This is a genomic window from Furfurilactobacillus curtus (assembly GCF_045862785.1).
Classification (GTDB): domain Bacteria; phylum Bacillota; class Bacilli; order Lactobacillales; family Lactobacillaceae; genus Furfurilactobacillus; species Furfurilactobacillus curtus.
Map to the genome: position 1 here is coordinate 529,043 of NZ_BQXO01000002.1, position 19,568 is coordinate 548,610.

General features: G+C 45.4%; 15 protein-coding genes and 1 other annotated feature (1 of these 16 cut by a window edge). Of the genes, 13 read left to right on the plus strand and 2 right to left on the minus strand.

Annotation, left to right across the window (positions count from 1 at the left end):
* Positions 1–140 (plus strand) — a binding site (T-box leader) (it extends 45 nt beyond the left edge of the window).
* Positions 141–215: 75 nt separating this feature from the next.
* From tyrS to ACKTR2_RS05540, 5 genes are all read left to right on the plus strand, one after another.
* Positions 216–1,466 carry a tyrosine--tRNA ligase gene (gene tyrS / locus ACKTR2_RS05520; RefSeq protein ID WP_407883318.1) on the plus strand — a complete coding sequence of 417 codons (1,251 nt, stop codon included), beginning with the start codon at positions 216–218 and terminating at the stop codon, positions 1,464–1,466.
* A 274-nt stretch (positions 1,467–1,740) separates the two neighbouring features.
* Positions 1,741–3,273: an ABC transporter permease/substrate-binding protein gene (locus ACKTR2_RS05525; protein ID WP_407883320.1), complete on the plus strand. Its 1,533-nt coding sequence runs from the start codon at positions 1,741–1,743 to the stop codon at positions 3,271–3,273.
* Entirely contained in the window at positions 3,273–4,268 is a 996-nt protein-coding gene (locus tag ACKTR2_RS05530) for an ABC transporter ATP-binding protein (RefSeq protein ID WP_407883322.1), read from the plus strand. The genes ACKTR2_RS05525 and ACKTR2_RS05530 overlap by 1 nt, the downstream gene beginning before the upstream one ends.
* A 64-nt stretch (positions 4,269–4,332) precedes the next feature.
* Positions 4,333–5,667 carry a dihydrolipoyl dehydrogenase family protein gene (locus ACKTR2_RS05535; protein ID WP_407883324.1) on the plus strand — a complete coding sequence of 445 codons (1,335 nt, stop codon included), beginning with the start codon at positions 4,333–4,335 and terminating at the stop codon, positions 5,665–5,667.
* A gap of 488 nt (positions 5,668–6,155) precedes the next feature.
* On the plus strand, positions 6,156–7,328 hold the full coding sequence (locus ACKTR2_RS05540) for a cation:proton antiporter (protein WP_407883325.1): 1,173 nt from the start codon (positions 6,156–6,158) through the stop codon (positions 7,326–7,328).
* Between the two features lie 89 nt (positions 7,329–7,417).
* On the opposite strand, the gene ACKTR2_RS05545 is transcribed toward ACKTR2_RS05540, so the two are convergent.
* Complete coding sequence (locus tag ACKTR2_RS05545) at positions 7,418–7,891, minus strand: RrF2 family transcriptional regulator (protein ID WP_407883327.1); 474 nt, start codon at positions 7,889–7,891, stop codon at positions 7,418–7,420.
* Between the two features lie 19 nt (positions 7,892–7,910).
* On the minus strand, positions 7,911–10,247 hold the full coding sequence (gene helD / locus ACKTR2_RS05550) for an RNA polymerase recycling motor HelD (RefSeq protein WP_407883329.1): 2,337 nt from the start codon (positions 10,245–10,247) through the stop codon (positions 7,911–7,913).
* Between the two features lie 398 nt (positions 10,248–10,645).
* Between helD and trpS the strand changes: the two genes are divergently transcribed.
* From trpS to metG, 8 genes are all read left to right on the plus strand, one after another.
* Complete coding sequence (gene trpS, locus ACKTR2_RS05555; RefSeq protein ID WP_407883331.1) at positions 10,646–11,677, plus strand: tryptophan--tRNA ligase; 1,032 nt, start codon at positions 10,646–10,648, stop codon at positions 11,675–11,677.
* 34 nt (positions 11,678–11,711) lie between these two features.
* Positions 11,712–12,653: a Ppx/GppA phosphatase family protein gene (locus tag ACKTR2_RS05560; RefSeq protein WP_407883332.1), complete on the plus strand. Its 942-nt coding sequence runs from the start codon at positions 11,712–11,714 to the stop codon at positions 12,651–12,653.
* 32 nt (positions 12,654–12,685) lie between these two features.
* Positions 12,686–13,948, plus strand: a complete 1,263-nt coding sequence (locus ACKTR2_RS05565; RefSeq protein WP_407883334.1) for a 3-hydroxy-3-methylglutaryl-CoA reductase — start codon at positions 12,686–12,688, stop codon at positions 13,946–13,948.
* Between the two features lie 9 nt (positions 13,949–13,957).
* Positions 13,958–14,920, plus strand: coding sequence for an IpaB/EvcA family protein (locus ACKTR2_RS05570; RefSeq protein ID WP_407883336.1), 963 nt, complete (start codon positions 13,958–13,960; stop codon positions 14,918–14,920).
* Between the two features lie 35 nt (positions 14,921–14,955).
* The gene (locus ACKTR2_RS05575; RefSeq protein WP_407883338.1) at positions 14,956–15,666 is read left to right on the plus strand and encodes an NAD-dependent protein deacylase; all 711 of its coding nucleotides are present in this window, start codon (positions 14,956–14,958) and stop codon (positions 15,664–15,666) included.
* 131 nt (positions 15,667–15,797) lie between these two features.
* Positions 15,798–16,118 (plus strand): hypothetical protein, encoded by a 321-nt coding sequence (locus ACKTR2_RS05580; protein ID WP_407883339.1) that lies wholly within the window; start codon positions 15,798–15,800, stop codon positions 16,116–16,118.
* A 297-nt stretch (positions 16,119–16,415) separates the two neighbouring features.
* The gene (locus ACKTR2_RS05585; protein ID WP_407883341.1) at positions 16,416–17,261 is read left to right on the plus strand and encodes a DUF72 domain-containing protein; all 846 of its coding nucleotides are present in this window, start codon (positions 16,416–16,418) and stop codon (positions 17,259–17,261) included.
* Between the two features lie 237 nt (positions 17,262–17,498).
* Positions 17,499–19,538: a methionine--tRNA ligase gene (metG, locus tag ACKTR2_RS05590; protein WP_407883343.1), complete on the plus strand. Its 2,040-nt coding sequence runs from the start codon at positions 17,499–17,501 to the stop codon at positions 19,536–19,538.
* The last annotated feature ends 30 nt before the right edge of the window (positions 19,539–19,568 follow it).

The following is a 19,568-nucleotide window of genomic DNA, read 5'->3' on the forward strand; positions in this document are numbered from 1 at the left end:
GGTGGTGGTGAGAACCGATCAGGTTATCTTCATGAAGTACAACACGGGTTTTAGCTGTGACGGTGCATCTCCGATATCGATGAGAGTGATTACAGATATGTAATAACTTGGGTGGTACCGCGGAAAATTTCGTCCCTTGCATAACTTGCAGGGGACTTTTTTATGCACCTGTACCTGGTTGGGATTGGTATTAAAATAGATGAGGAGTTGGGATAATGAATATTATTGACGAATTGAGTTGGCGTGGTGCAATTAATCAAACGAGTGATGAAGATGGCTTGCGACAATTAACTGCGAAGAAATCAATCGGATTATATTGTGGCATTGATCCAACGGGGGATTCTATGCATATCGGCCATTTGATTCCATTTATGATCTTAAAACGTTTTCAATTGGCCGGTCATAAACCAGTGATTGTCATTGGTGGTGCTACGGGTTCTATCGGTGATCCATCTGGTAAAAAAGCGGAACGCGTCCTGCAGTCGATGGATCAAGTTCGTCATAACCAAGCGGCGTTGAAGCATCAATTAGTTAAATTGTTTGGTGAAGATCAATTTAGATTGGTCAATAACTATGACTGGCTGTCAAAATTAACTTTACTCGATTTCTTACGTGATTACGGCAAGTTGTTCAATGTGAAGACGATGCTCAACAAGGAGATCGTGGCATCACGTTTGGAAGTGGGCATTTCGTTTACCGAATTCACCTATCAAATTCTACAGTCAATCGACTTTTTGACGTTATATCGCGAACAAGACGTCCAATTACAAATCGGTGGTGGTGACCAATGGGGTAACATTACCGCTGGGCTTGATCTAATTCGACGAGTTGAAGGGGCACAGACACAGGTTTTTGCCTTGACGATTCCGTTGCTATTAAAGGCTGACGGTACCAAGTTTGGTAAATCGGAAGGTGGTAACGTCTGGCTAGATCCTGAAAAGACAACACCTTATGAATTTTACCAATTCTGGCTTAACCAAGAGGACACGGATGTCGTGAAGTTCTTGAAATACTTCACCTTCTTAGATGAATCAGAAATTAACGACTTGGCTGAACAGGTCCAAAGTCAGCCGTGGAAACGCGTCGCGCAACGCCGGTTAGCCGAAGAAGTTACGCGATTTGTCCATGGCGATGCAGCTTTGGCACAAGCACAAAAGATCACAGCTGCGTTATTTTCTGGAGATGTCAAAGCGCTGACAGCTGATGAAATCGAACAAGGTTTCAAAGCCTTTCCAAGTGTGACGACAGTGGCAGCACCACAGAATATTGTTGATTTCTTAGTGGACAGCAGCATTGAAGCTTCACGCCGACAAGCGCGCGAAGATGTGACGAATGGGGCAATCACAATCAATGGTGATAAGCAAACAGATTTAGAAGCAGTTATTGATCCTAGCCAGATGTTCGATGGCAAGTTTGTGATCGTTCGCCGGGGAAAGAAACGTTATTTCTTAGCCCGAACGGCGTAAATTTTGACGTATATTGCGTAAATAAACACTAATTAGTCTCCTCCACCTTGGGGATTAATTGGCGTTTTTTTGTTTTGCACTGAGTCTTTTGTTCAGCCAAAGTCTGATTCTTGCTAACGCCCAGAAACACTTGGTGGGTTTTACACTGATCTAGTGCGAACAAATTGACAAATAGTTTCCGGTAGATGTACAGTTGTCCCTGTCGCGTTGTGATTTTTGTGACCTGTACGACGGCTTTTCATTAAATTGTCAGAAAACGAGGATACATAGAGTCATGAATCAATTTATTCAAACACTAATTGATCGACGCGTGGCGTTAATCACGGCTTTGTGGCAACATATCGAAATATCGCTAATCGCGTTACTTATTGCGATGTTAATTGCCATCCCGCTCGCCATTTGGGCCACGAGACACCAACGCGTGGCAGCGGTTCTGCTCCAAGTTGCTGGTGTCTTACAAACTATCCCATCGTTAGCGTTACTTGGTTTGTTGATTCCAATTGTGGGAATTGGTGCGGTTCCGGCAGTGATTGCTTTAGTGATTTACGCACTACTGCCAATTTTTCAAAGTACATATATCGGGATTGATGAAATTGATCCGTCAATCGAAGAAGCAGCTACTGCGTTCGGTATGAGTCGGACGCGTAAACTTGTGCGAGTTGAATTACCGATTGCTGCGCCCGTGATTATTTCAGGAATCCGCCAGGCAATGGTGATGATTATTGGTACCGCCACGTTAGCAGCTCTGATCGGCGCTGGTGGCCTCGGAACATTCATTTTATTAGGGATTGATCGCAACAATACCACGTTGACCGTAATTGGGGCGCTGGGGTCTGCTTTACTAGCGATTGTTTTGAGTTGGGTGATCATGCGGTTACAAAAAGTTTCATTAAAACGGTTAGTCATCGGTGGCTTAGTGATCTTGCTTGGCTTCGGCGCAGCTGGTGTGGTGAATTTAGTGCGCCAACCACAAAGGCAATTGGTCATCGCTGGTAAGCTTGGTTCAGAACCGGATATTCTCATTCATATGTATCAAGATTTAATTGAGCAGGATAATCCACGAGTGAAAGTGACGTTAAAGCCCAATTTTGGTAAGACAAGTTTCTTATTTAATGCACTTAGGCATGATCAAGTAGACATCTACCCAGAATTTTCAGGCACAGTATTAGAAAGCTTATTGCAAAAACCGGTTAACGATAAAGGGTTAACGGCGCAACAGACTTATCAAAAGGCTGCGACAGCTTTGAAACAGCAAGATGATCTGACCTATTTGAAACCGATGGCGTATAACAATACCTTTGCTTTAGCCATTCGTAGTCAGGACGCCAAGCAATGGGATGTGCATGACATCAGTGAGTTAAAGCAGGTGGAAAATCAATTGAAGCCGGGGATGACACTGGAATTTATTGATCGACCGGATGGACTGCCAGGGATCAACCAGCGTTATGGCTTACACTTATCCGCACAATCGATGGAACCAACTTTGCGTTATGATGCAATTCATACCGGTAAAGTTAATCTTGTGGACGCGTATTCAACCGATAGTCAATTGCGTCAGTATCATTTAACAGTGCTCAAAGATAATCGCCATTTCTTTCCCACTTATCAAGGAGCTCCATTGATGAAAGCAAGCTTGGCTAAACAATATCCTGGTGTCGTCAAAAGCCTCAACAAGCTGGCGGGGCGGATTACGGAAAAACAGATGCAAGAAATGAATTATGAAGTGAATGTGAAACACCAATCATCTGCCTCAGTGGCGAAACGTTATCTGGTGGCTAACCACCTATTGAAAGCTGGTGATCGTTGATGCAGCAGTCAGCTAAACTTAAATCCGCAGTTGATGAGAATCCGCCAATGGTGGCTTTTAGCCATGTCAGTCAAGTGTTTGATGGACAAGCCGTTATCGATGATCTCAATTCGACCATCCCACAAGGTGAAATTTTTGTGTTAGTCGGAACCTCGGGTAGCGGCAAAACCACGACCTTAAAGATGATTAATCAACTGCAACCGCAGGCTAGTGGGCAAATTACGATTCAAGGCCAAGATATAGAAACGATCGGCTTGCAACAACTACGCTGGAATATCGGCTATGTCTTGCAACAAATTGCGTTGTTTCCGACGATGACTGTTGCTGAAAACATTGCGGTAATTCCAGAAATGAAAGGTGTTGCTCGAGCAGAGATTGATGCGCTGATTGATCGATTACTAACATCGGTAGGATTAGATCCAGCGACGTATCGGACACGAATGCCACAAGAGCTGTCCGGTGGTGAACAGCAGCGAATCGGGATTTGCCGAGCAATCGCTTCTGATCCACCATTAGTGTTGATGGACGAAGCCTTTTCAGCCTTGGATCCGATTTCGCGAACGCAGTTACAAGACTTGGTTCTTGATTTACACGAAGCCCGCCATGATACGATTATCTTTGTGACCCATGATATGGACGAAGCCCTTAAGATGGGTGATCACATTGCTGTCATGCGCGAGGGCAAGATTTTACAAGTTGCTACGCCGACGGAAATCGCTCAGCATCCGGCCAATGATTTTGTGCAACAATTCTTTGCGCAAAGTGTTGCTAAGCAAGATCGCGATGTATACGTTAGCAAGCTCGTAATGATGGGGTTTGCACAACAACAGTTGGATGATTCCAATGCGACTACAGTGACCGTGACCGCGGATGCAACTCTAGGGGAAGTATACCGCCAATTAGATGATGCCACCGCTTTGCGTGTAGTGGATGGTAAACGTCAGTTAGGATTTGTCACGGCTGCTGATATCGTGCGGTATTTGGGCCAGCGCTAGAACCTTAGAGCAGTTTACTTTCGTTACCGTGGTGAAGTCGTTACACTGGAGAAAATGGAGGTGGATGATGCAATCATTTGATCAAATTGTGATCGGTGGCGGTCCAGGTGGCTTAGCGTTAGCTTATGGTCTGAAAGCTGCTGGCAAAAACGTTGCGATTGTTGAAGAAAATTTGTGGGGTGGTACTTGCCCCAACCGCGGATGTGATCCTAAAAAGATCCTTGTGGCGGCCGTCGAAGCTAAACGTCATGCTGAACAGTTGGCTCACGCCGGACTAGATGGGACGACGACGATCAACTGGCCTGATTTAATGCGCAATAAGTTTGCATACACGGATGCCATTCCTGATGACACACTACAAGGATTACAGCACAGTGAAATTACAACATTTTATGGTCACGCGGCCTTTACATCCGCTGGCCACCTAGCAGTTGGTGAAGAGACGCTGACAGCGGCACAATTCATTTTAGCGACTGGTCAACGACCGGTACGGCCAGCCATTGATGGTGCGCAATTACTTCAAACCAGCACGGACTTCCTTAATTGGCGTCAATTGCCAAAACAGATTGCGTTTATTGGCGGTGGTTACATTGCTTTTGAATTGGCTGACATTGCCAATGCGGCAGGTGCAGACGTGCATGTGATTTTACGACACGATCGTGCTTTACGCGCTTTTGACGCAGAGTTAGTGAAAGATTTGCGTGATCAATTGGCTAAGGCCGGTGTTCATTTTCACGAAAATGTGACCCTAACTAAGGTGGCCAAAACCAGTACCGGTATTGAATTAACTGGTGATCAACAGTTTGACTTAACGGTGGCGGCTGCAGTAGCGGCAACTGGACGAATTGCTAATGTCGACACTTTGAATCTAGAAGCGGTCGGTGTCTCCGCGGATAGGCATGGAGTCGTTGTGAACGACCATTTACAGACGACTAACGAGCATATTTATGCGTTAGGTGACGTTGTGGCTAAAAAATCCATACCGAAGTTAACGCCTGTGGCTGGCTTTGAGGCACGCTACTTAACTGATACTTTAACTGGCGCTCATTCTGAGGCCATCCAATATCCTGCGATTCCAACGGTGGTATTTGGGATGCCACGCCTGGCGCAAGTTGGGGTTAGTCCAGCAGAGACCACCACGACCACTGACCGACGAGTTAAGGCGCTTGATATGACGCATTGGTACACGTATCAACGAATTCATGATCCATTGGCCAAAGTTAAGGTTGTTTTGGATCGGCAAGGACGCTTAGTTGGTGCCAGCGCTTTGAGTACGATCGCAGATGAGTTAATCAATTATCTCACGGCGCTCATTAATCAAGGGGCGACGGTGGCTGACGTGAACAATCAAATCATGGCTTATCCAACGCCTGCATCCGATTTAAGTTACCTGTTTTAAGCCGAGCAATATCTTTTATATAGAATTAAGATAATTAGAGCTACTCAAATTTACCCAAATCATGGCGTTTAGAGCGCGGGACATAAGTCGGTAAGTGACGATGCACTGAGAGCGAACTGCAAATGGTGATGGTTTATTCATCGTTGACAGTTCGCTTTTAGGCGGAGACATATGACTTATGTTCCGCGTTTTGGCTATTTAGATATTAGTTTTGTCCCAAACTCTTTTGTGTCCGGCACCTGCGGTTAAGCCTGCCAACAGCTTGTTGCCCAGACCAAGGGTAATGCCGATTTTTACAAAACGGCATCAAGCATCGCGTTGAAATGTAGTGGGTTCCCGGAAAAGCAGACCAATCTGAACGTAGCGGGCATTGGATCAATTGATTTTGATAGGCGCAAGCGTAAAAATACGCTAGAATAGAATACACTAGAGCGTGTTTTGCCCAACGTTTGGGCAAGAGGAACGGGATCTAACGAAAGGATGCATGAATGAACTTTATTGGAACCTTGATTTTAATATTGACGGCAACGACCATTGCGGGGCATTTTTCAGCCCGTCTCGGGGTTCCGGCGGTTATTGGTGAATTGTTAGTCGGGATTGTAATTGGCCCAGGGGTGCTAAATTGGGTTCAGTCATCGACCACCCTCACGCAATTTGCCGAACTGGGTGTGATTTTATTGATGTTTATGGCTGGGTTGGAAAGTGACATCGGCCAGTTGCGACGCTATTTACGGCCGGCATTAGCCGTGGCGATGTGTGGCGTCATCTTGCCCGTGGTCCTAATGGGTGCAACCAGTTTACTATTTGGCTATGGCTGGAGTGAGGCACTGTTCATCGGGGTTGTCTTCTCGGCGACGTCGGTCAGTATCTCGGTGGTGGTGCTGCGGGAGTTTAACGCATTAGATACGCAGGAAGGAGCAACGATTTTAGGGGCGGCGGTCGCTGATGACATTATTGGCGTGCTGTTGTTGAGCTTGATGGTGGCAGTATTGGGTGGCTCAGCTAGCCATGGGCCATCTACTAACCTAGGCTTGCAATTGGTCTTTCAAGCAGCCTTTTTCGTTGCCGTGTACCTGCTGGTGCGCTGGGTTGCGCCGCTCTTGACCCGTATTAGCGAACGATTATTAATCCCGACGGCGCGGACGGTGACTGCTATTGTGATTTGTTTGGCGATGGCTTACCTAGCAGAACTAGTCGGTTTATCTGGTGCCATTGGTGCCTTTTTTGCAGGAATTGCAGTCGCCCAGACATCCGTGAAAAAAGTAATTGACGAGCATGTAGAGCCGATCAGTAACGCCTTTTTTGTTCCAGTATTTTTCGTTAGCATCGGATTGAGTGTCGATTTTACCAACTTTGTCGCTTCATTACCCTTTATTTTATTGATGACGGCCCTAGCCGTGTTGACCAAATGGGTCGGTGGACAGTTTGGAGCTCAAGTCACGGGTTTTAATCGCGATAGTGGGCGCGTGGTTGGAACGGGGATGGTGGCCCGTGGTGAGATGGCGTTGATCACCGCTCAAATTGGTTTCAATGCACATTTGCTTGCCAAACCAATGTATGTGGATATGATTTTTGTGATCGTACTGGCCACTTTAGTTGCGCCGTTACTATTACGCTGGTCGTTAAGCAAGCAACGTGTAGCAGCGACAAAGTCAGAGTAAGGTTAGTGAAAAGAGCACATGTAAAAAAAGTTGTCTCCCGATTTGGGATGACAACTTTTTTCATTGAAAGAGCGATTTTCAGCTTGCTTTTAACTTAATTGATTTACTAGGTCGATGAAATGACCATGTTGATGTAAATCGGTTTTTAGGTCGGTCATGGAAAAGCGGTGGTAAAAACGCCGATAGTCAGCATCGGCTAACGTGAATAAATCCGTGAGCGTTTCATTGATGTTGGCAGAAATATCGCTGTCATCGGTATCATTGGCAACTAAACCCTTTGAGTCGCCGGTGATGAAACGCGCGTAGCTGATCGTGGGGGGAATCGTCAGATCGTATAATGCACCGACATTCATTTCAGCCAACGGCCGTTGGAGTAAATAGCCACCATTCTTGCCAACTGAACCCTCAATATATCCCTGTTTGTGAAGCACAGACAAAATGTTGCGAATCATGACTGGATTAAGCTGTAACGATTTGGCCAGTTCTGCACTCGTAATTTTCCGTGGACTATTTTCATCAAGGTAAAGTAAGCTGTGGACGGCCACAGAAAAATCGAGTTTCATAAGCGCCTCTTTCTAAAAATCATGATTCTTTGACAACATGTTCAATCATCATCAGCTGTGATTGAATCGTACTAATGACTGGACTCACAGGCCCGTTGGAAACGAGGATTAGATGATGCATCGCACGTGATGCGATTGTGTAGAGCGCCCCAATTGCCGAGTCATCTGGATAATTTTGCTGGGAAACATCGTAAGCAATGACGCTGTCAAATTCCAAGCCTTTGGCTAAGTAAACGGGTAAGACGACAACACCGCTGGGTAAAGTGCGATCTGTGTCATTGAGTAAAGTGACATTGACATGACTATGCAGTTCGCGATAAACGATCCGAGCGGCGGTAAGATCTTTAGTTAAGACGGCTACAGTACCAGATTGAGCTACTTCACGTTGCGCTAATTGCCGTGTTACCGCCAATGTATCTGTTTCATTATAGCGCATAAAAATGCGTGGGAGGTCACCTGGTCGATTAAAGGCTTGAATTTGATCACCGTTTGGTAATAAGCCCTTTGCAAATTCGGTGATTGGCTTAGTTGAGCGATAACTTCGATTTAGCGTGATTAAGTTAGGGTGTTTGGCTGAAAATGCGCTGGCGAGGTGATTCAACAAGTCAGTTGGCGTTTGCAGCCGATTGAACAGGGCTTGTTCACTATCCCCAAGCAACGTGAATTTTGCTTTTGGAAAGGCGTGTTTGAAATAACACATTTGTGTCAGTGAATAATCTTGCATTTCATCAATGAACAAATAGGCAATGCTACGATTTTGTCCGCCGCCGGTAATTAGGTCTCGAATGAATAGTAACGGGACAGCATCCACTAAACCGAGTCGGTGATATTCAATGTCGGTGTCGAAGTCCTGCTCATGCATCGCCCAATGTTCAGCATCAACAGACTGAGGATGAACCTGTTGAAGAAAGTGATCGTATTGGCGATAAATATCTAAGAAGTAATTGTTAAATAGCGCATCATAGATTGGCTCAAATTGGCGTCGAACAATCAGACGTGCGGCGTACTTTAATTCTGCATCGACATTTTTGAACGTGCCTAACCGTTTGCCAAGTAAGTTATGGTAGTGTTCGGTGTCCAAATTATCTAGCGCTTCATTAACCCAATCCGCCTTGGCTTCACTACGAATACGGGCTTTTAATTGTTTGATAAGCGTATTTTTAGTGGCTAAAAATTTAGCCGGCGTCCCCATGGTGTCCGGCTGACTGGCATAAATAGCGGCAATGGTTTCTTTAGTGAAAAAGAGACGACCATCTAACAAAACATCGTTAAAGCGTAGCTCAGCTGGCGTTAAATTCTGACAATAGGTCGACAGGTCGTTGACGGAAGCAGGGCTTTCTAAATAATCGCGGACATCGGGAAACAGCGAATTGGTTTGGGCGGCGTCAGCTTCATAGCGTTCAAATAGCGTCTCAACGTTTAGTCCTTGAAGCCGTTGGGTCAGAAAATCAGCTAAGGTCACTTGGCGCATGTTACGTTCTCCAAGGCTCGGCAAAACTTCTGAGATGTAGTGACTGAACAGACGATTCGGAGAAAAGAGCACCATTTGATCCGCTTGTAAAGTATGCTCGGTGGCTGTGCGACTGTGATACAACAGATAGGCAATTCGTTGTAGAATGGCAGAGGTCTTGCCTGATCCGGCCACGCCTTGAACGACAAGTAAGTCCGAGGTGGTGTCGCGAATAATGTCATTTTGCTCTTTTTGAATGGTAGCAACGATATTTTGCATGACTGCATCGTTTTGTTGGCCAAGCACGGCTTGTAGCATTTCGTCACCAACGGTCTCGTTGGTATCAAACATGTTGATAATTTGACCATTCTTAATGGTGAATTGGCGTTTTTTAGTTAGGTTTGTGGTTTGTCGGCCTGCAGGCGTGCTATAGTTCACCGAACCTAAAGTGCCATTGTAGTAGACGCTGGCAATTGGCGCTCGCCAATCATAGATGAGAAAATTCTGATTGGCATCCGTCAAAGAAAATGTGCCAATATATAGGGTATCAGGATGATCTTCATCAGTATCTTTGATATCGATCCGGCCAAAGTATGCTGATTTGTGTAGTTGATCAAGTTGGTCCAACTGTTGTCCAATGGTCGTTTCGTTAGTCACTGCTAGATAGACCAATTGGCGTTGCTGCTGAAGTTGCGCGTTGGTTTCCATCGCGTCGTCGATTTCAAACGTGTTAACCGAAGCGTTATCCGCATAGTTCTTCTGAACGGCGCTGGTTTCTTCGTGAGCACGGGTGAGCTGTTGCTGTCCTTCTTTTTGTTGACGCGTGATTTCGGTCATCACCTGGTCAAGTCGTTGCTGTTCTAGTTGCTGTTCATCGTTATTCAAGTTGACGCCTCCAGGTGCCATTGTGTCAGTCGCAACATTAATAAACTCTGACCATCTTAGCCGCCAAAAACGGACCTGTCAACGATGATGAATTACAGTTTTAAATCGCTAGCTAGTGCGTTTTGACAGCTCTTTTAAAAGTCGGTATACTTAATTAAGACGGATTGTGTCAAACAATCAGCATCGTAGTGGAGTAGACACCATAAAACAGCAAGGTTGAGATGGTGAGAGTCAGCCAAGGTGACGAAGTGGGCTAGGATGTCGTTTGCATCGAAAATAATTTTAAGTGGGATCGTAAGCGATCCAATTTAGGTGGCACCGCGGGTAACCGTCCTATGATGACCTTCTTTTCGTGTGAGAAGCGGTCATGATAGGACGGTTTTATTTTAGCGAAGCTACCCTTTAAGGAGGCCAATTAGATGGCAGAAACAAAAAAAGTGATTTTAACAGGTGATCGACCAACCGGGAAGTTGCATATCGGACACTACGTTGGCTCACTGCGTAATCGGGTGACGATGCAAAATTCTGGGGAATACAACACCTTTATTATGATCGCTGATATGCAGGCATTGACTGATAATGCACGTGATCCAGAAAAAATTCGACGCAGTCTGACTGAAGTTACGTTGGACTATTTAGCAGTTGGGATTGATCCTAAAAAGTCTACCATCCTAGTGCAATCTCAAATTCCGGCATTAAATGAACTGACCATGATTTATTTGAACTTAGTGACATTGGCGCGATTGGAACGAAATCCAACTGTGAAGTCAGAAATTGCTCAGAAAGGGTTTGGCCAAAGTATTCCCGCTGGCTTTTTAACTTATCCGGTCAGTCAGGCCGCTGACATTACCGCCTTCAAAGCCACGACGGTGCCAGTTGGCGATGATCAAGAGCCCATGTTGGAACAGACTCGTGAAATTGTCCGTGCCTTTAATGGCGCCTATAATGCTTCTGTGCTGATTGAACCGACCGGCGTTTTTCCACCTAAGGGTGAGGGCCGAATTCCTGGGTTAGATGGGAACGCTAAAATGAGTAAGTCATTGAATAATGCAATTTACTTGGCTGATGATGCGGACACGGTGACGCAAAAAGTGATGTCGATGTATACCGACCCACAACACATCAAGGTGAGTGATCCAGGTCATGTTGAAGGGAACACCGTCTTCACCTATTTGGATATCTTTGACCCTGATCAAGCCCATGTCGCAGAATTAAAAGCGCAGTATCAGGCTGGCGGACTGGGAGATGTTAAAATAAAGCGTTACTTAAATGAAGTTTTAGAAGCAACACTAGCACCGATCCGTAAACGACGGGCAGAGTATGCCGCCAATCTTGATTATGTGTATGACGTCTTAGCACAAGGATCAGCCCGGGCTAATGAAGTGGCTAACCAAACGCTCACTGAGGTTCGTGATGCAATGGGTATTAATTATTTTACGCAACGCAAGTAACAACAATGATGCGTTGAAAATGAGGCGAAGATGCATGGAAAATTTAGCGATTGTTGATTTGGGTTCGAATTCCGTCCGTATGGGAATCACACAAATCGAAAATGACGGGTCATTTAAAGAGGTTAAGCGAATTAAAGAGGATACCCGTATTTCTGAAGGCATGGGTGCCGAAAAAAGGTTGACAAAAGTGGCTATGGATCGAACCATCAAAGCGCTCGTTAGTTTCAAAAAGTTGTATGCGAATCTTCCCAATCTGACGGTGCGAGCCATTACAACGGCGGCAGTGCGTCAAGCGGTCAACCAAACAGAATTTCTTAGTCGGGTTCAAAAAGAAGTCGGTCTTAAATTGCAGGTATTATCTGGTGACGACGAAGCCTATTATGACTTTTTAGGTGCTGTCAATGCTTTGCCGTTGGATGATTGCATCATTTTGGATACCGGTGGCGCCAGTTGTGAATTAATTCATGTCGCTAACCGCAAGGCCAAGAATTTGATCAGCGTGCCCTTTGGTGCCGTTAATTTATCCGAGCAATTCCATTTTGAAAACATTATTACCGCTGGCAATCTTTTTTCCGGGCAAGTCTTCGTTCGTAAACGTTTGCAGGATATTTGGTGGCTTAATGATGCCATGCATTTGCCGATCGTCTTGCTGGGCGGTGCCAATCGCACGTTAGCCCGTATTAACCGTAAAGCACAAAAGATGGTGCGCGTCGAAGACATTCACGGTTATCGCTTGAAAACGGAGACCGTCTTTGACACATTTGATCGCTTAATCTCCAAGGATAATTCGCAACGGCAAGCGATTGATGGACTTGAATATGATCGAGCAGATATTATCGTTGGCGGGATGTTACCTCTTGTCGAGTTATTACAATTGCTGGATTCAGACCGCGTGATTTTTTCGGAAAGTGGCGTACGGGAAGGAATTGTATCCGAATATGTCAGTCAACATCCTAAATATCAAGCCCATCCTTAACTTTTAAATCAACAAAAAATGGAGGCCTAGTTGTGAATCAAGAACAACGCTCGTTTCGCTTTTTAACACCAGCACAGCGGCGCCAATACATTGCCCAACAACGAGCTCTGAGCGCTGACCAAGTCGCCATGGTTAAGAATAATGCCACCGATGCTGAGGCACTTTTAACTGAAAATTATCTGACCACCTATCGTCTGCCAGAAGGGATCGCCGTTAATTTGTTGATGAATCAGCAGGCTTATCAAATACCAATGGTGACCGAAGAGCCATCTGTTGTTGCCGCGGCAAGCTATGGCAGTTTAATGACGCTGGACGATGGTGGCGTGGTCGCACAGACTCTGGGACAGGCATTGACTGGGCAAATTTTGTTTGAAGGTATTGATTTTGAACAATTACGGATGTTTGTGACCGCAAATGAAGTTGAACTAAAGCGGCGGGCATTGGCCGAGCATCCAAGCCTAATCGATCATGGCGGTCAGATTAAGACGTTGATCGTTCGTGATTTGGCCGATGGCTTTGCTAGTGTGGATCTGACTGTGGATACTGGTGCTGCCATGGGGGCCAACACGATGAATGACCTCTTAAATGGCTTGAGAGATCAATTAGCTCAACATCTGGGCCACCAACCATTGACAGCGATTTTAACTAACGATGGTCAGGCTAGTCTCGTCAAGGTTACGACGCAAGTGTCATTTGCCCGCTTAGCTAAGGGTGATGCAGCTGCTGGTGCAGGTGTAGCACAGCGAATCGTTAGTTTAAGTGAACTAGCTCAACGCGATGTTAGCCGGGCAGTGACCCATAACAAGGGAATTATGAATGGCGTTGATGCCTTCGTTGTCGCAACTGGTAATGACTGGCGTGCAGTGGAAGCCAGTGCGCATGCTTATGCGGCACAGACAGGCCAGTATCGTGGCTTGGCGACTTGGCAACTGCGCGAAAATAAATTAAATGGTGAACTTACCATGCCGATGCATCTAGGACTAGTCGGCGGGGTGACCGCATCATTACCATTGGCGAAAATCAATCGTCAAATTGCTGACATTCAAGACGTTACTGAATTGAATCAATTGGCGGTTGCGCTAGGTCTTGTGCAAAATTTGGCCGCGTTGCGGGCCTTAGTTTCCGAGGGTATCCAACCGGGCCACATGGCCCTACAATATCGTAATTTAGCATTGGCTGCTGGTGCGACGCCAGCACAAGTGATTAAATTAGTGGCAAAACTGAAGGCATTAACGCGACCAACACTCGCAGATGCAAAACGACTATTAGCGGAATTATTAAGCGACTCGAAATAAGGAGGCAACATGGCAGAAATTAAGTTAATCCCCACGGTTCAAGCGCTGCTAGATCAAGTTAATGACTTGTTTCCTGGCACTGTAATGGTTCAATTTGGTGACCAACATGCAGGTTATGTGCGTGATGATCAGGTCGAACAACGACTATTAAAAGATCGGTTGTTAATCTGGGTTGATGACATTACAGCGCCACAATATTCGGCTGCCCATGAATTAAGTCATCTGTTGATGCTCTTACAAGGTTTTCCACAAATTTACTTCAATCTGACGTTTGGTGATGATGAACTAGATACGCAATTAATGGCGATGTCGACACAACTTTTCAACATTGCCAATCATTTGGTGATTTTTCCGGCGCTGGCTGGCCATGGATTGATTGATGACACGATTAAAAGCCAATACTATGACGGTGTTTTTGCGACGATTCAACCAGAAACTGGTCAACAAGATGACGCGCAAAATGCGCTCCGTTTATTGGTGATGCTGGATGCATTGGTCTTTTTTGGTGAAGAAATTGAACGCCACCGAACGGAATTAACGACGAATTTTCCAATGAGCTTTGCGGCTGCTGAAAAATTATATATGGGGATGATCGAGAAAACAGCTGATACCCCCTTTGGAATGCGGCGAACAATTGTAAAATTGTTCAAGGCGTTTGACGAACAACTGCAAGCCTGGCAGCTGCCGCCGTTGAATAGCACCGCCTTCACCACTATTTCAAGTGTTCTCAGTGAACGTCAATTGCGATTAAACATGCGTCAGTTGTTTGAAATCTTCCATTCTGATTTGAAAAATCCCCAAACCGGCGAACGTGCTTATGTAGGACTTAACCGATCTGATCGGCAAAACTCGTTTGTGTTGGCAATTCCGGATTCAGCTCAATCAGATACGGCTAGCTATTTTAAACAACTATATGATATGCCGGTCAAAGACTTCTTTGACGCGCAAAAAATCGCTTATATCATTCGTTGAATACCCACCTGCGTAGAGCATAAAAGGAGTTTGACATGGCCGTTAATTATCAAGCATTGTTTGATCAGGCCCAACATGTGACGTTCATGACGGGCGCCGGGGTGTCCACGGCTTCAGGAATCCCTGATTATCGTTCAAAGGCTGGCCTTTATTCATCAAAATTCCATGGTCTACCACCAGAAATATTGTTGAGTCACGATTTATTTGAACAACAGCCAGCGCTATTTTATGACTTTGTTAAAGAGAATATGTACTTTCCCGATGCCCAGCCGAACGTTATTCATGAGAAAATTGCGGCATTATGTCGCGCAGGCCGGGCTTCATTAATCACGCAAAATATTGATAATCTAGATCGTCGTGCGGGGAATGACGCTGTCGTGGAATTTCACGGGAATTTATTTCGTTGTTATTGCACCCTTGATGGTCAGTCAGTGACTTGGCAAGACTATTTACAGTCGATGTATCATCAAAGAGATCACGGCGTCATTCGGCCTGATATCGTTTTATACGGAGAGGGAATCGGTGATTCTGTTTTAAAACAAGCGGTCCAGGCGGTGGCAGCAGCCGATTTATTAGTTATCGTCGGCACCTCATTTAAAGTCTATCCGTTCGCCGGGTTGATCAGTTATCGACGTCCAACTGCAAAAGTTTTGGTGGTCAATAATGAGGCGATTCAGGCTGGAGACGTTACCGCGCAATTCACCGGCGATGCACGTGAGTTCTTTGCTAAATTGCAAGTTGATTAGTGTCAAGCAAGGGTGTTTGTTGGCGACACTTTTTGTTCGGTGATGCGACAGGCGCTGCATCGTATTGATTGCGTTTTTCATGAGAATTTTTTACAATTAACTTAATTAAAAAGGGAAGGCAGGTGGTCGGCTTGGCTCGCGAGGATATTTTTGCCCGACTTGGTAATTTACTGGCGCAGATGCGCTGGATGAATCGGTTCCAACTGATTTTTGATTTTCTGATGTTTTATGGAGCCTGGCAAGTCTTTTTTGGTGCACAGCCGGCCATGATGTTCGGTGTGGCCATGAGTCGCACGAATGCGGGGGTTGTCACGATGCTCTTTGCACTGATTAGCTGGTCATTTTCCGGCATTCGCGGTAATTATCGACGACAGGGACGGGCACTGATTAGCCATCTAAAGGGCATGCGGTTATCTGATGAAGAAACAGCAGTTGTGCGTCAATTCAAGTAGCACGCGATTAGTTTAAAATTGAGAATTGTGATTGAGAGTGGGACATAAGTCGGTAAGTGACGAACATTAAAAGCGAACTTCGAATGATGACGGTTTATCCATCATTCGAAGTTCGCTTTTAAGCGGAGTCAATTGACTTATGTCCCACGTTTTAGCTATTTAGGTTAGCGGTGAAATATAGATTTTGGTTTTGTCCCAAACTCGTTTTGTGTTTTTGACGATAGTCGGTTGACTTGATGCGGATAATCGCAAAAATTCGGCTAGTTACGCCTGAGATTGCTGTTTGGAGGAGACATAATGATTTCGATTGGTTTATCAACATGGACAAGACATCCACATCTGATCCACGATGAACAACGAGAAGTACGGTTTGACGAATACGCAGGCGTCTTTCCGTTGGTGGAGTTAGATACGTCTTTTTATGGCGTTCCTGCGCCATCTGCGATTAAAAAATGGGTTCGTCAGGCACCAGATGGTTTTAAGTACATTTTGAAAGCCCACTCAACCATGACGCATCATGATGATGGTCACACGCCAGTCTCAGAAAGGGAACGGATGGCGACGTTCAAGGCTTTTAAAATGGCGATTAAGCCGTTAGTAACCAGTGGCAAGCTAGCAATGGTGTTATTCCAATTTCCGCCGTTTTTTACCCGCACACTCGAACATATTCGCTACTTGCGGGAAGTACGGATTCAGATGGCTGATTTGCCAGTCGGTATTGAATTTCGAGATCCGAGTTGGTATGAAGGTGGTTTGAGCGAAGATGTTTTCAATTATTTAAAATCACTCAACTTGACCTATGTCATTGCTGATGAACCATTTGATGGAAATGCTGGCGTGCCCTTTACACCAATTGTGACCACACCAACTGCCGCCTATTTTCGTCTTCATGGGCAAAATCGGCGGGGGTGGTTGCAACGGGAAGGAAGTTGGGAGCACGAGCGGACCAACTATCATTATTCAGCGAAAGAAATTCAAACCCTTGGGCAAGCAATTAGCAATGTTGCCAAGCAAGTTGAACAAACTTACGTGATCTTCAACAATAACGGACACCGCGATGCGGCTGCTAATGCAGAAATGTTGCGGGATGAATTAGACTTACATTTTACTGGTTTAGGACCAACCCAAATCGAATTGTTTTAGGCAAAAGTGCTCAGCGTTAATCTAGTCTACTTCGCACTGGGCGATCTTGTCGTGCTATGCAGATTTGACACTGTCGCTTAACCAACAGAACCTGATTGATCAAAGCCATCAATTTGCCTCTGTTGGTTAGTGCTCGACGTCACCCAGTCTGCTTCGCACTGAGTGATAGTATGGTATACTGACTGTTAATTATTCGGGAACCACGCGGTTTCATCGAGTCAAAGGAGCGATTGTTTCATGGCAGAAAAAAAGCCCACTTATTATATTACAACCCCAATTTATTATCCTTCAGGAAAGCTACATATTGGTAACTCATATACCACGATTGCCGTTGATGCAGAGGCTCGCTATCGTCGATTAATGGGCAATGATGTCTTTTTCTTAACGGGAACGGACGAACATGGTCAAAAAATCGAAGAAAAGGCTGAATCATTGGGCCTAGATCCGAAAACATACGTTGATCAGATGGCAACGCAAATTAAAGATCTCTGGAAATTGCTAGAGGTCAGCAACGACAAATTTATTCGAACGACAGATAAGGATCATGAAGCAGCGGTGCAGGCAATTTTTGAGCAACTCTTAGCCCAAGGCGATATTTACAAGGGGCGTTATGAGGGCTGGTACTCGGTTGACGATGAAGAATTCTTTACTGAATCTCAGTTGGCCGAAGTTTTTCATGACGCGCAAGGCAATGTGACCGGCGGAAAGGCGCCATCTGGTCACGAAGTCGTCTGGACGGATGAAGAATCTTACTTCTTCAAGATGAGCAAGTATGCAGACTGGTTGTTGAACTATTACAAGACTCATCCTGACTTTTTGATTCCAAGCACACGAATGAATGAAATGATTAAGAACTTCCTTGAACCAGGTTTAGAGGATTTGTCGGTTTCGCGGACGAGTTATAAATGGGGCGTGCCGGTTAAATCTGATCCACGTCATGTGATTTACGTCTGGATTGACGCGCTATCCAACTATATTACGGCACTAGGATATGATGGCAAAGACTCGACTAACTTCGAGAAATTTTGGCCAGCCAACGTCCAAGTGGTCGGCAAGGAAATTGTGCGCTTCCATGCGATTTATTGGCCGATTATGTTGCACGCTTTGGGGTTACCATTGCCTGAACACATTGTTGGCCATGGTTGGCTCCTGATGAAAAATGGCAAGATGAGTAAATCAAAGGGGAATGTCATCTATCCAGAAACGCTGGTGGAACGTTATGGCCTTGATGCCTTGCGTTATTACTTATTAAAAGCGATGCCATTTGGTAATGACGGGCTATTTACGCCGGAGGATTTTGTCGACAAGATTAATTACGATCTGGCTAATGATCTTGGCAATTTGTTAAACCGAACGGTTGCAATGGTCAACAAGTACTTCAAGGGTAGCGTACCGGTGTTTGAAAGTGGTGTTAACGGGCCAGACATGGACCTTGAACAAACGGCCACTGATACGATCAGTCGTTATCACGAGTTAATGGCTTCGTTGCATTATGCTGATGCGCTCAGTGCCATTTGGCGGTTAGTGGCGCGGACCAATAAATATATCGATGAAACCGAACCTTGGGTATTAGCCAAGGCTGAAAAGGCTGGTGACGACCGGCGCTTGGCGGCAGCAATGAGCCATTTGGTGGCTAGCTTACGGGTGATCGCGCTACTGTTACAGCCAATTATGACGCATGCGCCGAAAGCCATTTTGGGACAACTGGGTTTATCCACCGAACCTGAAGACATGCAGATTCAACAATTATCATTAGCCGACTTACCGGCTAAAGTACAGGTTGTTGCTAAGGGAACCCCCATTTTTCCACGATTAGATGCAAAAGCTGAAATTGACTTTATTCAAGCACAGATGACACAATCTGATAAGCAGAAGGGGCGGGCCGCGATGGCCGCGGCGGCTGATTCTCAATGGGAACCAGAAAATGTGACGCTTGATTTGACGAAATCGGCCATTAAATTTGAAGATTTTGATCAAGTTGAAATCAAGGTCGCCCAGATTATTGAAGTTAAGCCCGTTGAAGGGGCTGATAAGTTGTTACAATTTAGACTAGATGCTGGCGATCAACAAAATCGGCAAATTTTGTCTGGCATTCATGAGTGGTATCCAGATTACCAAAAGCTTACCGGCAAAAAAGTCTTAGCGGTGACCAATTTGAAACCACGTAAAATGCGCGGGCAGATTAGTCAGGGCATGTTGTTATCAACAGAACACGAGGGTCAAGTCACGTTGGTTATCGTTCCAGATGAACTCAATAACGGGGATATTCTGGGCTAAACACCAGGTGCTTAATCAAATAACTTAGAG